Consider the following 20070-nt stretch of genomic DNA (forward strand, 5'->3'; position numbering starts at 1 on the left):
CGCGTTCGATCCATCGCCTGAGAGGAGGTCGTACCATGGGCACAATCTTCCAAGATGATGTCAGCACCAACGTTCTGTTGCGGATGAAGGAGGGCGGGTTCGACTTTGCACGGGTACATCCGATCGAGTTCCATGCCATTTTCCCGGACGAGACGCGGGCCAGGAAAGCCGCACGACAGTTTCGTGGCGAATCACTCAACGCCCAGGTGCATCCGCGGGAGGACGGAGCCTGGCACCTGATGGTGAGCAAGGTGATGTATGCGACCCATGCCGGTATCGATGACTTCGAGCAGGACCTCGAATCCCTGGTCACGCCGCTGGATGGGGTACTCGATGGCTGGGGCGTCACGCAGGAGGTGCATCACGCCTGTTGACGATCGATCGCGCAGATGCGGCCGCCCGATGGCGGCCGTTTTCGTTAGAACCTGTGCACAATCTGTTTGCCCTAGCGAGCCTCGAGCAGGTCTTCGAGATAGCTGGCCACGTCAGGTGCGCCGGTGAGGCGCAGACCTTCGCCCAGCGCGTTCGATGCCGGCGTGGTTTTCGGCAGCATGAGGATTTCCGGAGCACCTGGCATGCGCAGCAGGTTCAGGCGTGCATAGGGCAGGCCATTGTCCAGTAGCAGGCCCATGAACGCCGGGTCGCTCCAGGCCTCACTCGGCATCGCCAGTACGTGGTAGCGCTGGCGCAACTGGGCCAGGCCTGGCGTGCTGATGCTGTAGCGGCTGATGACTGCCGGCAGGTTGGTTTCTAGGCCGCGCAGGCGGGCGTAAGCGAGGGCGCTGGCGAATTCTTCGATATGTTGCTCGCCGGTCCAGAACAGGCGCCCGCCGCGCCAGTCGGCCTGGCGCAGTTCGACGGCCTCGCCGGCGGCGAAGCGTGGCAGTGCCTTGCCGATGCTGCGCAGGAAATCCTTGTAGCTGATGATGCGCACCTTGCGGCAGCAGGGGCCAGCGGCGAACAGGTCGAGGCTGGCTTCATGGGCGGCATCGACGTCGGCGGGACGCGGCGCGCACAGGCCGTCGATCCGGCGCAGGTCGAGCTGCTCGACATGTTCCTCATGCATTTCGATGACCGGCATCAGCGCGGCGCGGGCGGCGGCCTTGTCTTCTTGCACCGGCCCGGAAAAAGCGTCGCGGGGGAGGTTCGCCAGGCGATGCAGAGGCGTGCCTTCGTGCCACCAGATGCACTCCTTGAACGGCGGAAGCGCGCGAAATGGTAGTTGCAACTGACGCGAGCGTTCGAACACCATGCGCGAGACACGCTCGCTCAAGCCAAAGCGCTGAACCAGCGCCGAAAGTTTCGAGCTGAGCGTGCCGGAGGTGTTGGAAGTGGTCATGACTCGCTGCGTACTCCATGAGCCCGGAGAGTAGTGTGGCAGAGGCCGGCTGCAAGTGCATCCATCCATCTGGACGCGATCATTTGGCGTGCCATGGCGCGAACGACGTATGGCAAGATTTCAACGAACATCAATGAGGTAGCCTCCATGCCGAGTCTGGTCCTGGACATCGCCCTGACCACAGAACGCTTTCTGGCGGTCTACCAGGGGCGGGCGAATCGGGTATTGCTGCATAGCCGCGACGGGCGCAAGGTCAGCCTGCCGGCCCATCACCTTAAGCCATTCCTGCGTCATGATGGAATCCATGGCAGTTTCGAGCTGGAGTTCAATAATCAGGGTGAATTGCTCGAACTGCGGCCGCTCTGATGTCGAGCGCCTCGCTCTGAGTGTGGCCTGGTGGCTATAATCGCGGCCCGCATTTTATGACTCCGAGCTGATTCGTCATGTATGACCTGGCCCGCGCCCTGCTGTTCAAGCTGTCCCCGGAAACTTCCCACGAGTTGTCCATCGACCTGATCGGGGCAGGCGGTCGCCTGGGGCTCAACAAGCTGCTGTGCCGCGCGCCGGCCAGCCTGCCGGTGACGGTCATGGGCCTGGAGTTCGCCAATCCGGTGGGTCTGGCTGCTGGCCTGGACAAGAATGGCGATGCCATCGACGGCTTCGCTCAACTGGGTTTCGGTTTCGTCGAGATCGGCACGGTGACCCCGCGTCCGCAACCAGGCAACCCCAAGCCGCGCCTGTTCCGCCTGCCGGAGGCGACGGCGGTGATCAATCGCATGGGCTTCAACAACCTGGGGGTCGATCATCTGCTGGAGCGGGTAAAGGCCACGCATTACCGGGGTGTGCTGGGGATCAACATCGGCAAGAACTTCGATACGCCAGTCGAGCGCGCGGTGGATGATTACCTGATCTGCCTGGACAAGGTCTATGCCCACGCCAGTTATGTCACGGTCAACGTCAGCTCGCCCAATACACCCGGGCTGCGCAGCCTGCAGTTCGGCGATTCGCTCAAGCAATTGCTCGCGGCACTGCGCCAGCGCCAGGAGCAGTTGACCGCTGCCCATGGCAAGCACGTACCACTGGCGATCAAGATCGCCCCGGACATGACCGACGAAGAAACCGTGGAAGTCGCCCGTGCCCTGCTGGAGACCGGCATGGATGCGGTGATCGCCACCAATACGACACTGGGTCGCGAAGGTGTCGAGGGATTGCCCTTCGGCAATGAGGCCGGCGGTTTGTCTGGCGCGCCGGTGCGGGAAAAGAGCACCCATACGGTTGCGGTGCTGGCCGGTGAGCTGGCCGGCCGCCTGCCAATCATCGCGGCGGGTGGCATCACTGAAGGGCGCCATGCGGCCGAGAAAATCGCCGCGGGTGCCAGCCTGGTGCAAGTCTATTCGGGTTTCATCTACAAGGGGCCGGCGTTGATTCGCGAATCGGTCGATGCCATCGCGTCTGCATCAGGGAAATAAAAAGGGCTCCCTGTGGGAGCCCTTGGGCTTGCGCCCGCCGCCTGGATGTGACGGCATGGTGAAGTCGGGGGTGATCCTGGTCAGCCGACGGCGTTGAGTTCGTTGAGTCTATGGATGCCGGCCGTGCCGGTCAGTCCGTCCCAGTTGTCGCCGCGACCCTCACGCCAGCCGTTGATCCAGGCCTGCCGTGTGGAAGCATGGGTGAAAGGGCACAAGTCGCGGGATTTGCCGTGTATGCCGTGCTGATAACCGCGCAAGAAAGCTCGTTCCAAAGGATCACGCTTAAGTCTTCTCATAGGGTATTGCCCTCACTTGTTGACTGTTATGTCCTGTGGGTCCGCTTGGGGACCGGTGCAGAAACAGGGTTCTGCGTTCGGATCGCTGCCGGCGTGGCGATCACCTGCCGCTATCATTGCGACAACGGCCTGGAGAGAGTTCTAGCGAATGGTTCAGGCGCTGTGAATGATCATTTTGTCATAACGCAGTAACCTCCCATCTGTATGGGCCATAAGCTTTCGCTCTACGTCGCTCATGTTCAGGCAGCCAGGCCCCTTGTGATGGGGGTTGTGTCGGATGGAACGGCACATTGCCACTGCGAAAGACTCGCGATTGCGGGTTGTACTTATTCCGACAAAGGGTTGCTTCGCGACCTTGTGTCACACATGCCGGGCAGCCCGACTGCCCCTGAAACGATTAGGTGATTCATGCTGGACCGTTACGAACTGATCCTGACCTGCCCGAAAAGCCTGGAAGGATTGCTGGCCGAAGAGGCTGCCGGCCTGGGCCTGGAAGAAGTGCGAGAGCAGACTGCCGCGGTCAGGGGCTTTGCCAGCATGGAGGTGGCGTATCGGCTGTGCCTCTGGTCGCGTCTGGCCAACCGGGTGTTGCTGGTGTTGCGGCGCTTCCCGGTGCAGGACGCCGAAAGCCTGTACCTGGGCGTCAAAAGCGTCGACTGGGCGGAACACCTGGAGGCGACCGGCAGCCTGGCGGTGGAGTTCAGCGGCCATGGCTCTGGCATCGACAATACCCATTTCGGCGCGCTGAAGGTCAAGGATGCCATCGTCGATGTGCTGCGCCGTGACGATGGCACGCGACCTTCGGTGGACAAGCTCAATCCCGATATCCGTGTCCACCTGCGCCTGGATCGTGGCGAAGCGGTGCTGTCACTCGATCTTTCGGGGCATAGCCTGCACCAGCGTGGCTATCGCCTGCAGCAGGGGGCGGCACCACTCAAGGAGAACCTGGCGGCGGCGATCCTGATTCGCTCTGGCTGGCCACGCATCGCTGCCGAAGGCGGCGCGCTGGCCGACCCCATGTGCGGCGTCGGTACCTTCCTCGTCGAGGCCGCCCTGATGGCGGCGGACGTCGCCCCCAACCTGCGGCGCGAGCGCTGGGGTTTTTCCAGCTGGCTCGGCCATGTGCCGGCGCTCTGGAAGAAGCTGCAGGCCGAAGCCGAACAGCGTGCCGCAGATGGCTTGGCCAAGCCCGCGCTGTGGATTCGTGGCTACGAAGCCGATCCGCGCCTGATCCAGCCGGCGCGCAACAACATCGAGCGTGCCGGTCTCGGTAACTGGGTAAAGATCTACCAGGGCGAGCTGGCGACCTTCGAGCCACGCCCGGATCAGAACCAGCGTGGCCTGGTGGTCAGCAACCCGCCTTACGGCGAACGCCTGGGAGACGAGGCGAGCCTGCTCTATCTCTACCAGAATCTGGGCGAGCGTCTGCGCCAGAGCTGCCTGAACTGGGAGGCGGCGGTGTTCACTGGTGCACCCGAGCTGGGCAAGCGCATGGGCCTGCGCAGCCATAAGCAATACGCCTTCTGGAACGGCGCGCTGCCGTGCAAGTTGCTGCTGTTCAAGGTGTTGCCCGAGCAGTTCGTAACCGGGGAGCGACGCGGCGCCGATTCGGCCAGCGCAGCGGTGGCGAGCGAGCCGGCCAGGCTCTCGGAGGGCGGGCAGATGTTCGCCAACCGCCTGCAGAAGAACCTCAAGCAGCTTGGCAAGTGGGCGCGTCGCGAGCAGATCGAGTGCTACCGCTTGTACGATGCCGACATGCCGGAGTACGCGCTGGCTATCGACCTCTACCGCGATTGGGTTCACGTACAGGAATACGCGCCGCCACGCTCCATCGACCCGGACAAGGCCCAGGCTCGCCTGCTCGACGCGCTGGCGGCGATCCCGGTAGCCCTCGGTATTGCCCAGGACAAGGTGGTGATCAAGCGCCGTGAGCGCCAGAGCGGCAGCCGCCAGTACGAGCGCCAGGCCACCCAGGGCCAGTTCATGGAGGTGCAGGAGGGCGGAGTGCGCTTGCTGGTCAACCTCACCGATTACCTGGATACCGGGCTGTTTCTCGACCATCGACCGTTGCGTCTGCGTATCCAGAAGGAGGCGGCGGGCAAGCGTTTCCTCAATCTATTCTGCTATACCGCCACGGCCACCGTGCATGCGGCCAAGGGCGGCGCGCGCAGCACGACCAGCGTCGACCTGTCGAAGACCTACCTGGATTGGGCGCGGCGCAATCTGTCGCTCAATGGTTTCTCGGACAAGCAGCGCCTGGAGCAAGGCGATGTGATGGCCTGGCTGGCTGACGACCGGGGCGAATACGACCTGATCTTCATCGATCCGCCGACCTTCTCCAACTCCAAGCGCATGGAAGGCGTGTTCGACATACAGCGTGACCACGTCGAACTGCTCGATCTGGCGATGAACCGACTGGCGCCTGGCGGCGTGCTGTATTTCTCCAACAACTTCCGCAAATTCCAGCTCGCGGAAGCGTTGGCGGCGCGCTACGGGGTTGAGGAAATCAGCGGCGAAACCCTGGATCAGGATTTCGCCCGTAATGCAAAGATCCACCGCGCCTGGCGGATCACTGCGCGCGCTTGATGCTGGCTATGCGCTGGGCAATGGTGGCTCAGCGCGGCTGGCGGTAGATATCCAGCAGGATCTGGTCCAGCGCCGCCGACGCGCCCCAGGGCTTGGGGTCATTGAGGATGGCGACCACGGCCCAGGTCGTGCCCTTGGCGTCGCGGCTGAAGCCGGCAATGGCGCGTACGTTGTTCAGCGTGCCGGTCTTGATGTGCGCCTGGCCTTCCATGCCGGTCTTGCGCAGGCGCTTGCGCATGGTCCCATCCATCGCCACCAGGGGCAGCGAGGAGATGAATTCCGCCGCATAGGGGCTTTGCCAGGCAGCCTGGAGCATGGTGTTCATCTCGCGCACGCTGACGCGCTCATCCCGCGACAGCCCGGAGCCGTTCTCTATCACCAGGTGCGGTGCGGTGATGTTCTTGCGCGCCAGCCAACTGCGGATGGCGCGCTGCGCCGCCTTGCTATCGTCGGCGTCGGCCTTGTCACGGAATTTCTCGCCGATGCTGAGAAAAAGCTGCCGGGCCATGGTGTTGTTACTGTATTTGTTGATGTCGCGGATGATTTCGGCCAGGTCGGGCGAGTAGGCGCGCGCGATCAGTGTCGCCTTGCCGGGCACCTCGCCGCTGCGGTCTGCGCCCATGATGCTACCGCCCAGTTCCTTCCAGATCGCCCGTACCGCTCCGGCGGTATAGCCGGCGTGGTCCAGCAGCGACAGGTAGCTTTGTCCCGAGCAGCCTTCGGCTATCTTGCCGGTCACCACCAGGCTGGTGCCGTCGAACTGGGTCACCGGGTTGAAGCGCACGTCCGGCCATGCCGGGCATTTGGCGGCCGGGCCGACTCTGAGTTGATTGTCGATGCGTACATTGGTCAGCGGCGGGTCCATCTGCACGATGCTCTTGCCGCCTTCGGCGCGAACGATCATGCGCACGGCCTTGAGGTTGACCATCAGGGAGTCGGGGCCGACCAGGAACGGTTTGTTCTGGTCACCGCCGTCATCGTTGAACACTGGCAGCTGTGGCAGGTTGAAATGAGTGCGGTCGAGAATCAGGTCGCCGGTGATTTGCTGCACGCCATTGGCGCGCAGGTCGCGCATCAGCAGCCAGAGTTTTTCCATGTTCAGTTTGGGATCGCCACCGCCCTTGAGGTACAGGTTGCCATTGAGCACACCATTCTTGAGCTGCCCGTCGGTGTAGAACTCGGTACGCCACTGGTGGGTCGGGCCAAGCAATTCCAGAGCGGCATAGGTGGTGACCAGTTTCATGGTCGAGGCCGGGTTGACCGAGACATCGGCGTTGTAGATGACGGTGTTGCCGGGACCGTTGAGCGGTACGGCCATCAACGAAAGGCTGGCGGGGCTGATCTTGTTGGCCGTCAGCGCCTGTTGGATCTTCGGCGACAGGGTGGTGACGGTGGCGGCGTGGAGAGGAAGGGCGAGTGGCAGAAGCAGGCTGGCGATGGCGATGGAGCGAAACGATTTGATCATTGGCAGGCCCGAGATATAGAGATGAAGGGCGATAGGAAATGCGGCGCCGTGAGCAACGCCGCACGCTGGATAATGAGAAATGTTGCGCATTATGAAGGAGCTGTTTCAAGCCGCAAGCCACAAGCCACGGGTCAGAGCGAAAAAAGCCCCGCGAGGAGTCCGAAAAGCGTTTGCCCTGGCTGGCCCAAGACGCTCTTTCATGCGCAGGCGTCGACTCTCTGTTAGAGTGCCGCCCGTCATTGAATGAGTGCTTTAGGAGTTTTACATGGCCACCAACCGTTCCCGTCGTTTGCGCAAGAAGCTCTGTGTGGACGAGTTCCAGGAGCTGGGCTGCGAATTGACCCTGACTTTCAACGAAGGGCTGTCCGCCGAGCAGGCCGATACGTTCGTTGACGAGTTCCTGCGTGATGCCATCGAAGGCAACGGCCTCGGTTATGTCGGCGGTGACGACTACGGCTTTGTCTGCCTGGCCAAGCGTGGCTCGGTCAGCGCCGAGCAGCGCGCCCAGATCGAGGCTTGGCTGAAGAGCCGCAGCGAGCTGCGCGAATTCACCCTGAGCCAGTTGATGGATGTGTGGTATCCGGAGAATCCGGTCAACCAGGCCTGATCCCGCCTTCAAGCAAAAGCGCTGCGGACGGAGGCCGGACTAAAGGGCATTCATGCATCTTTCGTCCGCCTTTGTGCCTGACGCGCTTTTTCGTTTTCAGGCATTCCCGCATCCGCGAGGATTGCCGCTTCGTCTACCTGATCGAGTTGCTCCGGTCGCAGGAAGCGTTGCCCGTACAGTTCCGGCACGCGGGCGCGGACGAACAGGGCGAAAAGGTCCGGGTCGATGTGCGCTTCCCGGCACATTCTGGCCATGATGCTCAACGCTTCGCTCAGGGTCTTGCCTTTCTTGTAGGGGCGGTCGATGGCCGTCAGCGCCTCGAATATATCGGCGATCGCCATGATCCGTGCCGGCAGGCTCATCTGCTCGCGCTTGAGGCGCTTCGGATAGCCGCTTCCGTCCATCTTTTCGTGATGCCCTCCGGCGATTTCCACCACGTTGCGCAGATGCTTCGGAAAGGGCAGGTGGCTGAGCATGCGGATGGTCTGCACCATGTGGTCGCCGATGATGAAACGCTCTTCGCGGGTCAGGGTGCCGCGTCTCACGCCAAGGTTGTAGAGTTCGCCACGGTTGAACTTGTGCAGCGGCGGATCGAGCCTGAAGCCCCAGGGGTTGTCGCTTGGCATGATCTCGTGCGGCGGGCGTTCGATGATGTGTTCGGGCTTGTCGGCCAGTAGTGGTTCCAGCACGGGGAGCGGGCTCGGAGGTGTGCGCGCTTGGCGCTGGTGCTCTTCCCAGGAGACGCCAATACGGTCGTCGAGTGTGCGTTGCCAGGTACGCCCGGCGATACGCCGCAGACGTTGCAGGTCACTATCGGCACTGGTTTCTGCGCCCAGGTTGCAGCGGGCGATGAAGGCAAACTCCTCGTCCAGGGTCGCCAGCAGTTCATCGCGGGCCTGGGCCAGGTGCTCGACGGCCTCGCCATTGGCCAGCCCTCGCCAGTAGTCGATCTGCGCATCGCGCTTGAGCACTTCGAAGCGCATGCGCACTTCATGGATGCGGTCATACAGGGTTTCCAGCTTGGTGGCCTTGTCGACCACGTATTCCGGGGTGGTGACCTTGCCGCAGTCATGCAGCCAGGCGGCGATGTGCAGGGCTTCCCAGTCCTCGGCCGTCGGCTGGTAGTCGCGCATGGGCGGCTCGTCGCTGGCCGCCGCGGCCTGGGCGAGCATGAAGGTCAGTTCCGGAACCCGCTGGCAGTGGCCGCCGGTGTAGGGGCTCTTGGCGTCGATGGCGCCAGCGATCAACTGGATGAAGGCATCGAGCAGGTTTTTCTGTTGATCCAGCAAGCGCTGACTTTCGATGCACAGCGCTGCCACGCCGGATAGCGCTTCGACGAAGGCGATGCGTTCCGGGCGCAAGGCAGTGGGGAGTTCGCCGCTATCCGGATGCGCCAGCACCAGTACCCCGAGCGTCTCGCCCTGGCGGTTGCGCAGGGCGGTGGCGGCCAGGTGGACACGCGGGCTGTCGAGTTCATGCAGCAGCCCGCGCAAGCCATGGGCCTGGTCGAAACCTAGGTCGATGATTTGCGTGCTACCGCCGTTCGCCACCTGTGCGAGCCATTCAGGCACGTATTCACTGCCTGCCGGATAGGCGACGATCTGGTGCTGGGCAAGGCTCTGCAGTTCGCCATCGATGAACAGGCCGTGGGGCGTCAGCGCGCCGCTCTGTTCGTCACGCAGATAGAGCAGGCCGCAGCGGGCTTCACTGAAGCCCGTGGTTTCTCGCAGGATACGCTGCAGAAGGGTATCGAAACGCTTTTCGGCGGAGAGGCTGGAAGTAATTTCCAGGAAGCTGGACAGGGTGTCCTTCATGTGGCCCATGGCGACCGCCAGTTGGTCCACTTCGAGCACCAGGGAGTGCCCGGCGGCGGGGTGCGAGAAGTCGAAGTTGCGGATTGCCTTGGCCTCACTGACCAGTGCCCGCAACGGTCGTACCAGCAGGCGCGACATGAACCAGCCCAGCGGCACGCAGAACAGCAGCAGGGCGAGCGTCAGCACCGCACCTTGCCAGCGAATGCGCCGGGCATCCGCCAGTAACTCCTCTTCTGGGGCGAGCACCGCCAGGCGCAGGCCATTCGGGCCGCCTTCGGCCAGTTCCGTATAGGCGACCTGCCAGTCCTTGTTGCCCAAGCGCATGCTGCCGCGTCGGTCATTCTGCAAGCCGCGCTCGAACAGCGTACCGAGTACCGGGCTCAGTTGCCGAACCGGGGTCAGGTGGACCCGGTCATCGACGCGATGCAACTGCCGGGGCAGGCCGGGGTAGGCGACCGCAGCGCCATCCGGCCGGTACAGGACCAGTTCGGTGGAGGGGGTCATGCGATGCCGGGCCAGGGTTGCCGACAGGTCGGCGAGGGTCAGGTCGGCGGCCAGTACCGTCCCGTTGCGACCGGGTACGGCCAGGGTGGTGCCGATATCGCCGGAGGAGAAGAACACATAGGGTTCAGTGGTGATCTGCCGGTTACTGCCCAAGGCTGTACGGTACCAACTGCGTGTGCGTGGGTCGTACCGCTCAGCGGGATTGCTGCTGGTCGGCAGGGCGTTCAGTCGGCTGTCGTAGTAGAGGTAGTTGGAGACGATCTGCCCGGAATCGTCATGTTCGATACTCCAGACCTGGTAAGCCGCGTCTTCGGGAGGTGTTAAGGTGCGTCTCAGGGTTTCGTTGCGCAACGGCCGGACCATGAAGAAATCGCCGTCGGCATAGCCGAGATAAAGCGAGGAGAGGCGCGGATTATCGTTGAGCGCGCGGGTAAACACCGGCAGCAGCGCGAGGCGCTGTCGTGTATCGCTGCCCTGGATGCGTTCATCCAGCAGGAGCAGGTCGAGCAAGTGGCGGATCGGCTGATAGGTATTCTGCAGGTCGGCTTCGACGTTTTCGATGATCTGGCCGAACAACTGCTGGCTGCCGGACAGGATGATCTGGCTGGTCTGCCGGTAGTTGAAGAAGCCGAGGACCATGCCCGTGGCCAGCAGCAACAGGGTAAGCAGCACACTGATGTGGACGTGGAACGGAAAACGGCGCTCTTTCAACGGCATGTCCTCATTCCCTTAATATGCACAGCGCATGCTTGCTCAGGCGTCTGAAACCGACTTGCGCTCCTGTCGCCGGATCAGCCATTGCTCCAGGCCGTAGATCATCAGTGCCACCGACATGGCCAGGACCACGCCGATCAGGGTGTTGAACAGGCGAGTCTGGACCAGGTGCCAGTCCTGCGACAGGCTTTCCGTCAAGAGCATGAAACTCAGCGTGACTTGCAGAACGAACAAACCATAGTTGTGGGCCTGGAAGGCCCGGCTGAGGACGATCAGCGGCAGGATCGTCGCGACCATCAGCGGCGGGCTTTGCAGGCTGTGCCCGAAGTAGATTAGCAGCGCTGCGGCGCACAGGCTCGCCAGGCAGGATTGCAGCGCCCGCACCAGGCTGACCTTGAATTCCAGTTGCAAGGTGCCGATCAGGGCGATGGTGAGCCAGTAGCCACGTGGCAGCGCTGCCAGGTTGACGATGAGGCCGGCGAGGGCGAAGGCCAGGGTGCAGCGCAATGCGTGCAGGCGCCAGCGTTGCTCGGGCAGGCGCTTGGCATGCTTCATCATCACCTTGAGAATGGCCACCAGGCGCGGCATGTGCGGCCACGTACGCAGGCCGTGTACGCCGCGCAGGCCGAAGGCGAGCAGGGCGACCCAGAGTCCGCCGAGGATGAACAGGGCCGCAACCGCATCCGGGTTCCTGAAACTGCCGACGCCGTATTGACCTTGTCCCAGGCATAGGCAGACGGCCAGGCCGATGCCCAGCTTGCCAGCCTCCACGCCGAGGCGCTGCAGCCAGGCGAGCATGAAGCCGTAGGCGGCGAACAGGCCGAGACTGAGCAGCGGATGGCTGCCGGACCAGTAGCCCAACCCCGCGCTGCAGGCACCGAGCAGCGTCAGCAGGAGCATGCGCAGCATGCCGAAGCGATGCAGCGGATTGGCCTGGGCGGCCTGGAAGGCGCCGGCCGAGGCCCAGAGAAAGCCCGGATGGCCGCTGAACAGGCCGAGCACCAGGGGCAGGGCGCAGCCCAGCCCGGCGATGATCGCAGGACCCCAGGCGGGCGGCCCCGCGTGCCAGTTCAGTGCTTGCCGCAGAAGATTGTTCATTGCATTACACCGGGCTGGAGCGGCCGGTCATTTCCCTCGCCATTTCCGTTGCATAACTGTCGGTCATGCCCGCGATGAAGTCGATCATGCGCAGGAAGGCCTTGTACAGCGGCCACTGCGGGTCGGGTGCATTGTGCCCGAGCAGGTCGAGGATGCGCCGGTTCTTGAACGATGGCGTGCGCCCGCCATGCTGTTCCAGCGCCGCGCCACAGAAAGCGTTCAGCAGGATCTCCAGGGTGGTGTAGGCGCCGATCTCGTGCAGGGTCTTGCGCTTGTCCTGGAAGATCTTTTCCCGGGCGATGGCCTTGGCTCGTTGCACGCAGTCCTTGGCCGGGCCATGCATGTGCTCGACCAGGTCACCGTGCAGGCCACCCTCGAGCAGGATGTGCTGCTGGGCGACGAAGGCGCGAGCGGCCGAATTGGTCAGGTGCTCGATGGCCTTGCCGCGCAGGATCGCCAGCTTGCGTCGGCGTGAGTCGCTGGCGCCCAGTTGGCGATAGGTTTCCGGCAGGTCGTCGCCGACCAGGTCGAGCAGCAGTGCTTCCACTTCGCTGTAGTCGAGCAGTTCCATTTCCAGGCCGTCTTCGAGATCGATCAGGCCATAACAGATATCGTCAGCCGCCTCCATCAGGTAGACCAGTGGATGGCGAGCCCAGCGCTGTTCTTCGAGCAGCGGCAAGCCGAGCTTGGCTGCGATCTGTTCGAGCAACGGCAGTTCGCTCTGGTAGCAGCCGAACTTGTGCTTCTTATAGCCGAGGGCCTCGGCATGGCGCGCGGTCCACGGGTACTTGAGATAGGTGCCGAGGGTGGCGTAGGTCAGGCGTGTGCCGCCGTCGAACTGGTGGTACTCCAGTTGCGTGAGAACACGGAAGCCCTGGGCGTTGCCCTCGAAATTGAGGAAGTCCAGGCGCTCGGCATCGCTCATCGCATCCAGCCAGCCACGCGAACTGGCCTGCTGGAACCAATGGCGGATGGCATCTTCGCCGGAATGGCCGAACGGCGGGTTGCCGATGTCATGGGCCAGACAGGCCGACTGCACGATCACGCCGAGATCGGCGGGGCTGCACCACTGTGGCAGCGCGTCACGCAGCATCTCGCCGACACGCATGCCCAGCGAGCGGCCGACGCAACTGACCTCCAGCGAATGGGTCAGGCGCGTGTGGATATGGTCGTTGCTGGAGACCGGATGGACCTGGGTCTTGCGTCCCAGGCGGCGGAACGCACCGGAGAAGATGATGCGGTCGTGGTCCTTGTGGAACGGGCTACGACCCAATTCGTCCGAACTGTGCGCGGGCTTGCCAAGGCGTTCGCGGGTAAGCAGGGTTTGCCAGTCCAAGGGCTGTCCTCGCCGGTGGGATGCGCCGTAGCTTCTCGTTTCCGCCTCCGCCCTGCAAGCACTCCGATGGTCGAGCAGCGCTCATGCCGGTCGAATCAAAGGCCCGCGGCATCGATATCGAGCAGTAACAGGCGGCTGCCACCGGCGATGAACTGTCCAGCGGTGAGGCAATACTGGTTGGTCGTCGCGTCACGGTAAGTGCTAGACAGGGTCAAGCGACGCTCTTCCCAGCCTTCCGCCAGCAGTTGATAGAAGTAGGGACGCCAGGACCAATTGTGTTCCAGATAGCGGGTGTCTTCTTTCCAGCCGTCCTGGCCGCGTTCCGTGTTGGGGGTCAGTTGGGTGCCATGGCGGTCGCATTGGTAGATGCGCAACAACCAGGGGTATTGCGTCAGGCTTGGCAGGGCATCGACGTTGGCGAGGCCTTCGGCCCAGGGCTTCAGCAGGTTCATCAGTTCGACGAGCTGTTGCCGCAGATTCATCAGGCGCGCGCGCTCAGCAAGCTTTCTCTGCACATAGCGGTCGCGCAGGCGCGCGAACTCGGCGACGAATGCATCGGCGGCGAAGAACTCCAGCTCCGGCCTGGCGAACAGATAGCCTTGGACGTAGCGGGCGCCGCACTCGAGAGCGAAGTCCAGTTCGGCCTCGGTTTCCACGCCTTCGGCGATGATCCAGCAACCGGTTTTCTCGGCCATCTGCGCCAGGGCCTTGACCACTTCGCCACTCGGACCGCCACGTGCCGCCTCCTGGAACAGGCGCATGTCCAGTTTCAGAATGTCCGGCTGCAAGGCCAGCACTCGATCCAGTTGCGAGTAGCCGGCACCGAAATCATCGATGGCGATGCGGGCGCCAGCCTGGCGATAACGGGCTACCACGTCGTACAGCTTCTGGCTGCTGCCGCCCAGTTCGGTGATCTCGAAGACGATGCGCTCGGCCGCGACCGCTGATTCCTTCAGTTGCTTGAGGCTGGGTAGCGTCTGGTTGGGGCGCAGGCGGCTGATCCAGCGTGGCGAGATATTGAGGCTGAGAAACCAGTCCTCCGGTGCTTCGCGCAAACGGCGCAAGGCATCTTCGCGAATGCTGCGATCCAGGCGCCTGAGCGCCGTGGGCGAGATGCGCGGATCAGTGAACAGAGGGCCGACGGAGAGCAGGCTGCCGTCTTCCTGGCGTAGACGGCCCAATGCCTCGACGCCAGCGATACGGCCGGTTGCGGTGTCGATGAAAGGTTGGAAGCTGGCGAGCGGTTGCCCGTCGATCACGGATACATCCTTAGTCTGAATGTCACATGGCCACCGAATTACAGGGTGGCCCGTCGGGCAAAGCAAGAATGTGGCCAGTTCAGGGTTTTCGGTTGTTCAGATAGCGGGTGATGAATGGCAAGTAGCGGCTGGCATGAGTGATCCAGCTTTGCAGGCCGCCACTGCGTGCGGCGAAGAAACCGGCCGCGGTGGCGGCGGCCACGCCCCATAATGGAGCGTGCTTGAGACCGAGGCTTTGCGGCAAAGCCAATGCCATGCCCTTGGCCTGGCGGATCGGACGCAGTACCAGGTTGGTCTCGTGGCGCAGTTCCTGGCGATGCAGTTCGAGGCGCATGCGGATCAACGCTTTGCGCATCTCTTGCCTGGAGGCATTGCGGGGCAGCTCTGGAAGGTTCATGGCATCAATTGCTCGCGGTCGCGGGAGAGTTCTTCCAGGGTGGCGCTGAAGGGCGAGGCTTCATCCCGGAGTACGCTGTTCAGGCGCAATGCGCAGAATAGTGTCGCTACAGCGTAGAACAGGCATAGACCGATGATCGCTTGCAGGCGATAGCTATCCCACAGTGCGATCAGCACCAGTACGGATAGGCTGAGCAGCAACAACAGGCCGCAGACCAGCGCAAAACCGGCGAATAGCAGGATGCGCAGGCTGTTGGCTTTCTGTTCCTGCAGTTCGATGCCGAACAGTTCGACGTGACCATGCAGCAGCCCGAGGAAGGCTGCGCTCAGGCGTGGGATCGACGGTGACTGGCCCGCTGGTGGCGGGCTTGGCTCCGTGCCGTCGCTCATCGGTCAGCGCCGCGAGAACAGCAGGCCCAGGAGAAAGCCGACACCAGCGGACACGCCGATCGACTGCCATGGGTGTTGCTGTACATAGCTCTCGGCGCTGTCAACCGCTTGGCGACCGCGCTCACGCAGGCCTTCTTCGGTAACGCGCAGCGAGTCGCGGGCACGCTCCAGGTTTTCCAGCAACTGGCCGCGTAGTTCGTCGGCCTGATCGCCAGCCAGTTCCGCAGTGTGTTGCAGCAGGCGTTCGGTATCCGCTACCAGGGCCTTGAAGTCGGCTACCAGATCGTCTTGCGTACGCGGGGTCGAAGTCTTGCGCGCCATCGGTCGTTCTCCAGGTTACGAATGTGCTGAAGCTAGGAGTAAGCCCCCCGAGTATGGTTCAACAGAAATCTCTGGTACAGCACTTGCATTTTCGTGGTGCGTTTCATGGTTCGACCGCGCATGAATGGGGCGATCCGGGTTGCCGGAAGGCGCCCCGTTTTTCGTTTCAAATCATTGAAAATAAAAGAAAATAAATTTCAAGATCATTCCTCGCTGACAAACTTTCGCATTGAAATGGCGCGATCTCCTGATAAGCATCGGCTCGTGAATGTTTCATCTTGGTGCGATGTTTTGCGTTGGTGATCGTATTTGGTGCTTTTAGCTGCTGCCGGAGCCGTTAGATGGAAAACCTCGATAGTGCCGTGGAGAATCTGATCCATGGCTCCAACACCCTGTTCATTCTCCTCGGCGCGATCATGGTGCTGGCCATGCATGCCGGTTTCGCCTTCCTCGAGGTCGGTACGGTTCGCCACAAGAACCAGGTCAACGCACTGTCGAAGATTCTCTCGGACTTCGCCATGTCGGCCCTGGCCTATTTCTTCGTTGGTTACTGGATCGCCTATGGCGTCAGTTTTTTCGAGCCGGCAGCGGTGCTGACCGAAGATCATGGCTATCCCCTGGTCAAGTTCTTCTTTCTGCTGACCTTCGCCGCAGCCATTCCGGCGATCATTTCTGGTGGCATCGCCGAACGTGCCAGGTTCGGCCCGCAGTTGTGCGCGACCTTGCTGATCGTTGCCTTTGTCTACCCGTTCTTCGAAGGCATGATCTGGAATGGCAATTTCGGCTTTCAGGCCTGGCTGAGCGAGCGATTCGGCGCGGCCTTCCACGATTTCGCCGGTTCGGTGGTGGTACATGCGATGGGCGGCTGGCTGGCGTTTGGCGCGGTGCTGTTGCTGGGCGCCCGCAAGGGGCGCTATCGCGAGGGACGCCTGGTGGCCTTCGCGCCGTCGAACATTCCGTTCCTGGCGCTGGGATCGTGGATCCTGATCATCGGCTGGTTTGGCTTCAACGTGATGAGTGCGCAGACGCTGGGTAACGTCAGCGGCCTGGTGGCGGTCAACTCGCTGATGGCGATGGTGGGGGGCACGGTTGCCGCCCTGGTGGTGGGCCGCAATGACCCGGGCTTCCTGCACAACGGGCCGTTGGCCGGGCTGGTGGCGATCTGTGCCGGTTCCGATCTCATGCATCCAGTCGGTGCGCTGGTCACTGGAGCCATCGCGGGCGCTCTGTTCGTCTGGGCGTTCATCGCCACCCAGGTCAAGTGGAAGCTGGACGACGTTCTGGGTGTCTGGCCGTTGCACGGATTGTGCGGTGTCTGGGGCGGGATCGCCTGTGGCATCTTCGGCCAGCAAACACTTGGTGGACTCGGGGACGTCAACCTGGCCAGCCAACTGGTCGGTACCGCTGCGGGGGTGATCGTCGCTCTAGTTGGCGGACTGGTCGTCTACGGCCTGTTGAAGGCAGTGACCGGTATCCGCCTCAGCCAAGAGCAGGAGTTCTACGGGGCGGACCTGTCGCTGCACAAGATCGGCGCCAACAGCCAGGACTGAGCGCGCGCTGCCTGTGGACCACATGCCGGTGGCGTAGTCGATAGCCTTGGTGAAATTGTTGCGAGGCTGACCAATCGACTACGCAACGAGCAACCGCAGCGCCTGAGCTTCATGGCGGAATGGAAAAGAATAGCTGGCACTTTGCCGGGCCACTGGCGGACTAAGAGGAATCATCCCTCCTTCCGCAAGGACGCCCATGTCGCTCCCTACCCTCGAGCAGAAGACCTTCACCTTATTGTTGGTCATCGTTACCCTGGCCTTCGGCTGGATCCTCTGGCCATTCTACGGCGCGGTCTTCTGGGCCGTAGTCCTGGCGGTGCTGTTCGAGCCAATGCAGCGGCGCATCGCCCGGCGCATGGGCGAGCGGGGCAATTCGTCGGCGCTGATCACCCTGGGCATCTGTCTGCTGGTGGCGATTCTGCCGGTGATCGCGGTTACCGCGATGCTGGTCAGCGAGGGCAGCCAAATCTACCAGCGTATCGATTCCGGGCAACTGGACATCGGTGCCTACGCCACCAAGGGGCGAGACATGCTGCCAGGCGTGGTACAGGACCAGCTTGGCCGTGTCGGCCTGGACGACATGGACAGCCTGCGCGAGCGCATTGGCAAGGGGGCGCTGCAAGCCAGCCAGTTCCTCGCGACCAAGGCGTTCTCCATCGGCCAGGACACGTTCCAGTTCATCATCAGCTTCTTCCTGATGCTGTACATGCTGTTCTTCTTCCTGCGTGACGGTCGCGAGCTGGTGCGTACCGTGCGCGATGCGGTGCCGCTGGAGGACCGGCAGAAGCGCCGCCTGCAGATCAAGTTCACGCGGGTGGTGAGGGCGACGGTCAAGGGCAACATCATCGTTGCGATCGTCCAGGGCGCGCTGGGCGGGCTGATCTTCTGGATTCTCGGTATATCCAGCCCATTGCTGTGGGGCACGCTGATGGCTTTCCTGTCACTGTTGCCCGCGGTTGGCTGCGGTATCGTCTGGGTGCCGGTGGCCCTGTATCTGATGCTCAATGGCAGTATCTGGCAGGGCGTGGTCATGGTTCTGTGGGGCGTTCTGGTGATCGGCCTGGTGGACAACTTCCTGCGCCCGGTTCTGGTCGGCAAGGACACGCGCATGCCGGATTACCTGGTATTGATCTCGACCATGGGCGGGCTGGTGCTGTTCGGCCTCAACGGGTTTGTCATCGGCCCGTTGATCGCGGCGCTGTTCATCTCGTCGTGGGAGTTGTATCGCAGCAGCCGGTCGAGGGGGCAATTGCCCTGAAACGAAAAAGGGCATCCTGATGGATGCCCTTTTCTATGTGGCCGTGGGTCAGACGATCACGCCCTGGCTGCGCAGGTAGTCGTCGTAGCTGCCGCTGAAGTCGGTCACGCCGTTTTCCGAGAGCTCGATGATGCGAGTGGCCAGGGAGCCGACGAACTCGCGGTCGTGGCTGACGAAGATCAGCGTGCCCGGGTAGTTTTCCAGCGCCAGGTTGAGCGCTTCGATGGACTCCATGTCCAGGTGGTTGGTCGGTTCGTCCATCACCAGCACATTGGGTTTCTGCAGGATCAGCTTGCCGAACAGCATGCGCCCCTGTTCACCGCCGGAAATGACCTTGACCGACTTGAGGATCTCGTCGTTGGAGAACAGCATGCGGCCCAGGGTGCCGCGAATGACTTGCTCGCCAGTGGTCCACTGGCCCATCCAGTCGAACAGGCTTACGTCATCCTCGAAGTCGTGGGCATGGTCCTGGGCGTAGTAGCCGACCTCGGCGCTTTCGGTCCATTTCACTTCACCGCCATCCGCTTTCACCTCGCCGACCAGGGTACGCAGCAGGGTGGTCTTGCCGATACCGTTCGGACCGATGATAGCCACGCGCTCGCCGGCTTCGACGGTGAAGCTGAAGTTCTTGAACAGTACCTTGTCATCGAACGACTTGGAGACCTTTTCGATCGTCACGGCCTGGCGATGCAGCTTCTTGGTCTGTTCGAAGCGGATGAACGGGCTGACGCGGCTGGACGGCTTGACTTCGGCCAGCTGGATCTTGTCGATCTGCTTGGCCCGGCTGGTGGCCTGCTTGGCCTTCGAGGCGTTGGCCGAGAAGCGGCTGACGAAGGTCTGCAGCTCGGCGATCTGGGCTTTCTTCTTGGCGTTGTCGGCCAGCAGTTGCTCGCGCGATTGGGTCGCGGCGGTCATGTATTCGTCGTAGTTGCCGGGGAACAGGCGCAGTTCGCCGTAATCCAGGTCGGCCATGTGGGTGCAGACCGAGTTGAGGAAGTGACGGTCGTGGGAAATGATGATCATGGTGCTGTTGCGCTGCACCAGAATGTTTTCCAGCCAACGGATGGTATTGATGTCCAGGTGGTTGGTCGGTTCGTCGAGCAGCAGCACTTCCGGATCGGAGAACAGCGCCTGGGCCAGCAGCACGCGTAGCTTCCAGCCAGGCGCGACTTCGCTCATCGGGCCGAAATGCTGTTCCAGCGGAATACCCAGGCCGAGCAGCAACTCGCCGGCACGGGACTCGGCGGTGTAGCCATCCATCTCGGCGAACTCGCCTTCGAGCTCACCGACCTTCATGCCGTCTTCTTCGCTCATCTCCGGCAGCGAGTAGATACGGTCACGCTCGGCCTTGACCCTCCACAACTCCTCGTGGCCCATGATGACGGTGTCGATCACGGTGAATTCCTCGTAGGCGAACTGGTCCTGACGCAGCTTGCCGAGGCGCACGTTGGGTTCGAGCATGACCTGGCCGGCGGAGGGCTCGAGGTCGCCACCAAGGATTTTCATGAAGGTCGACTTGCCACAGCCGTTGGCGCCAATCAGGCCATAGCGGTTGCCGTTGTTGAACTTGACGGAAACGTTCTCGAACAGCGGCTTTGCGCCGAACTGCATGGTGATGTTTGCGGTGGAAATCAAAGCTGTCTATCTCGCACGTTTCAAAGGGGTTGA

18 protein-coding genes are annotated in these 20070 nt (G+C 62.4%); 7 read left to right on the forward strand and 11 right to left on the reverse strand.

The features are described 5' to 3' along the window. The first annotated feature begins 35 nt into the window (after positions 1–35). Complete coding sequence (locus ACSZPK_RS07715) at positions 36–374, forward strand: ribonuclease E inhibitor RraB (RefSeq protein ID WP_437880846.1); 339 nt, start codon at positions 36–38, stop codon at positions 372–374. 71 nt (positions 375–445) lie between these two features. Here ACSZPK_RS07715 and ACSZPK_RS07720 read toward each other — a convergent pair whose 3' ends face one another. Beyond that, complete coding sequence (locus ACSZPK_RS07720) at positions 446–1339, reverse strand: DUF6685 family protein (RefSeq protein WP_437880847.1); 894 nt, start codon at positions 1337–1339, stop codon at positions 446–448. A gap of 147 nt (positions 1340–1486) precedes the next feature. Between ACSZPK_RS07720 and ACSZPK_RS07725 the strand changes: the two genes are divergently transcribed. Both ACSZPK_RS07725 and ACSZPK_RS07730 read left to right on the forward strand, forming a co-directional pair. Continuing rightward, positions 1487–1705: a DUF2835 domain-containing protein gene (locus ACSZPK_RS07725; RefSeq protein WP_437880848.1), complete on the forward strand. Its 219-nt coding sequence runs from the start codon at positions 1487–1489 to the stop codon at positions 1703–1705. Between the two features lie 77 nt (positions 1706–1782). Further along, positions 1783–2808: a quinone-dependent dihydroorotate dehydrogenase gene (locus ACSZPK_RS07730; RefSeq protein ID WP_437880849.1), complete on the forward strand. Its 1026-nt coding sequence runs from the start codon at positions 1783–1785 to the stop codon at positions 2806–2808. 80 nt (positions 2809–2888) lie between these two features. On the opposite strand, the gene rmf is transcribed toward ACSZPK_RS07730, so the two are convergent. Continuing rightward, on the reverse strand, positions 2889–3104 hold the full coding sequence (gene rmf / locus ACSZPK_RS07735) for a ribosome modulation factor (RefSeq protein ID WP_437880850.1): 216 nt from the start codon (positions 3102–3104) through the stop codon (positions 2889–2891). A 408-nt stretch (positions 3105–3512) separates the two neighbouring features. Between rmf and rlmKL the strand changes: the two genes are divergently transcribed. Next, the gene (gene rlmKL, locus ACSZPK_RS07740) at positions 3513–5690 is read left to right on the forward strand and encodes a bifunctional 23S rRNA (guanine(2069)-N(7))-methyltransferase RlmK/23S rRNA (guanine(2445)-N(2))-methyltransferase RlmL (RefSeq protein WP_437880851.1); all 2178 of its coding nucleotides are present in this window, start codon (positions 3513–3515) and stop codon (positions 5688–5690) included. A gap of 28 nt (positions 5691–5718) precedes the next feature. On the opposite strand, the gene dacB is transcribed toward rlmKL, so the two are convergent. Next, complete coding sequence (dacB, locus tag ACSZPK_RS07745; RefSeq protein ID WP_437880852.1) at positions 5719–7155, reverse strand: D-alanyl-D-alanine carboxypeptidase/D-alanyl-D-alanine endopeptidase; 1437 nt, start codon at positions 7153–7155, stop codon at positions 5719–5721. A 265-nt stretch (positions 7156–7420) separates the two neighbouring features. Between dacB and ACSZPK_RS07750 the strand changes: the two genes are divergently transcribed. After that, complete coding sequence (locus ACSZPK_RS07750) at positions 7421–7762, forward strand: YggL family protein (protein ID WP_437880853.1); 342 nt, start codon at positions 7421–7423, stop codon at positions 7760–7762. A gap of 50 nt (positions 7763–7812) precedes the next feature. Here the strand turns inward: ACSZPK_RS07750 and ACSZPK_RS07755 are convergent, their stop codons facing one another. The 7 genes from ACSZPK_RS07755 to ACSZPK_RS07785 form a co-directional block, all read right to left on the reverse strand. After that, positions 7813–10797, reverse strand: coding sequence for an HD domain-containing phosphohydrolase (locus tag ACSZPK_RS07755; protein WP_437880854.1), 2985 nt, complete (start codon positions 10795–10797; stop codon positions 7813–7815). 36 nt (positions 10798–10833) lie between these two features. Then, a complete protein-coding gene (locus ACSZPK_RS07760) occupies positions 10834–11892 on the reverse strand; it encodes an FUSC family protein (RefSeq protein WP_437880855.1) in 1059 nt (352 codons plus the stop codon). Between the two features lie 4 nt (positions 11893–11896). Next, the gene (locus ACSZPK_RS07765) at positions 11897–13228 is read right to left on the reverse strand and encodes a deoxyguanosinetriphosphate triphosphohydrolase (RefSeq protein WP_437880856.1); all 1332 of its coding nucleotides are present in this window, start codon (positions 13226–13228) and stop codon (positions 11897–11899) included. A 95-nt stretch (positions 13229–13323) separates the two neighbouring features. Next, positions 13324–14487: an EAL domain-containing protein gene (locus ACSZPK_RS07770; RefSeq protein WP_437880857.1), complete on the reverse strand. Its 1164-nt coding sequence runs from the start codon at positions 14485–14487 to the stop codon at positions 13324–13326. Positions 14488–14566: 79 nt separating this feature from the next. Next, complete coding sequence (locus tag ACSZPK_RS07775; protein ID WP_437880858.1) at positions 14567–14884, reverse strand: hypothetical protein; 318 nt, start codon at positions 14882–14884, stop codon at positions 14567–14569. Continuing rightward, positions 14881–15273, reverse strand: coding sequence for a phage holin family protein (locus ACSZPK_RS07780; RefSeq protein WP_437880859.1), 393 nt, complete (start codon positions 15271–15273; stop codon positions 14881–14883). The genes ACSZPK_RS07775 and ACSZPK_RS07780 overlap by 4 nt, the downstream gene beginning before the upstream one ends. A gap of 3 nt (positions 15274–15276) precedes the next feature. Beyond that, on the reverse strand, positions 15277–15594 hold the full coding sequence (locus tag ACSZPK_RS07785) for a DUF883 family protein (RefSeq protein WP_437880860.1): 318 nt from the start codon (positions 15592–15594) through the stop codon (positions 15277–15279). 341 nt (positions 15595–15935) lie between these two features. On the opposite strand from ACSZPK_RS07785, the gene ACSZPK_RS07790 reads away from it, so the two are divergent. Next, a complete protein-coding gene (locus ACSZPK_RS07790; RefSeq protein WP_437880861.1) occupies positions 15936–17144 on the forward strand; it encodes an ammonium transporter in 1209 nt (402 codons plus the stop codon). A 196-nt stretch (positions 17145–17340) separates the two neighbouring features. Continuing rightward, positions 17341–18402, forward strand: coding sequence for an AI-2E family transporter (locus tag ACSZPK_RS07795; RefSeq protein ID WP_437880862.1), 1062 nt, complete (start codon positions 17341–17343; stop codon positions 18400–18402). A gap of 48 nt (positions 18403–18450) precedes the next feature. Here the strand turns inward: ACSZPK_RS07795 and ACSZPK_RS07800 are convergent, their stop codons facing one another. Beyond that, complete coding sequence (locus ACSZPK_RS07800; protein WP_437880863.1) at positions 18451–20037, reverse strand: ABC-F family ATPase; 1587 nt, start codon at positions 20035–20037, stop codon at positions 18451–18453. Positions 20038–20070 lie beyond the last annotated feature (33 nt).

It is taken from the genome of Pseudomonas sp. LRF_L74, assembly GCF_965644255.1.
Taxonomy (GTDB): Bacteria; Pseudomonadota; Gammaproteobacteria; order Pseudomonadales; family Pseudomonadaceae; genus Aquipseudomonas.

Bases quoted from the DNA above. Each gene is read 5' to 3' on its own strand.
- ACSZPK_RS07785 (WP_437880860.1), bottom strand. From the start codon at position 15,594: ATGGCGCGCAAGACTTCGACCCCGCGTACGCAAGACGATCTGGTAGCC.
- ACSZPK_RS07715 (WP_437880846.1), top strand. From the start codon at position 36: ATGGGCACAATCTTCCAAGATGATGTCAGCACCAACGTTCTGTTGCGG.
- ACSZPK_RS07795 (WP_437880862.1), top strand. From the start codon at position 17,341: ATGTCGCTCCCTACCCTCGAGCAGAAGACCTTCACCTTATTGTTGGTC.
- ACSZPK_RS07725 (WP_437880848.1), top strand. From the start codon at position 1,487: ATGCCGAGTCTGGTCCTGGACATCGCCCTGACCACAGAACGCTTTCTG.
- ACSZPK_RS07750 (WP_437880853.1), top strand. From the start codon at position 7,421: ATGGCCACCAACCGTTCCCGTCGTTTGCGCAAGAAGCTCTGTGTGGAC.
- ACSZPK_RS07755 (WP_437880854.1), bottom strand. From the start codon at position 10,797: ATGCCGTTGAAAGAGCGCCGTTTTCCGTTCCACGTCCACATCAGTGTG.
- ACSZPK_RS07730 (WP_437880849.1), top strand. From the start codon at position 1,783: ATGTATGACCTGGCCCGCGCCCTGCTGTTCAAGCTGTCCCCGGAAACT.
- ACSZPK_RS07720 (WP_437880847.1), bottom strand. From the start codon at position 1,339: ATGACCACTTCCAACACCTCCGGCACGCTCAGCTCGAAACTTTCGGCG.
- ACSZPK_RS07790 (WP_437880861.1), top strand. From the start codon at position 15,936: ATGGAAAACCTCGATAGTGCCGTGGAGAATCTGATCCATGGCTCCAAC.
- rlmKL (WP_437880851.1), top strand. From the start codon at position 3,513: ATGCTGGACCGTTACGAACTGATCCTGACCTGCCCGAAAAGCCTGGAA.
- rmf (WP_437880850.1), bottom strand. From the start codon at position 3,104: ATGAGAAGACTTAAGCGTGATCCTTTGGAACGAGCTTTCTTGCGCGGT.
- ACSZPK_RS07775 (WP_437880858.1), bottom strand. From the start codon at position 14,884: ATGAACCTTCCAGAGCTGCCCCGCAATGCCTCCAGGCAAGAGATGCGC.
- dacB (WP_437880852.1), bottom strand. From the start codon at position 7,155: ATGATCAAATCGTTTCGCTCCATCGCCATCGCCAGCCTGCTTCTGCCA.
- ACSZPK_RS07760 (WP_437880855.1), bottom strand. From the start codon at position 11,892: ATGAACAATCTTCTGCGGCAAGCACTGAACTGGCACGCGGGGCCGCCC.
- ACSZPK_RS07780 (WP_437880859.1), bottom strand. From the start codon at position 15,273: ATGAGCGACGGCACGGAGCCAAGCCCGCCACCAGCGGGCCAGTCACCG.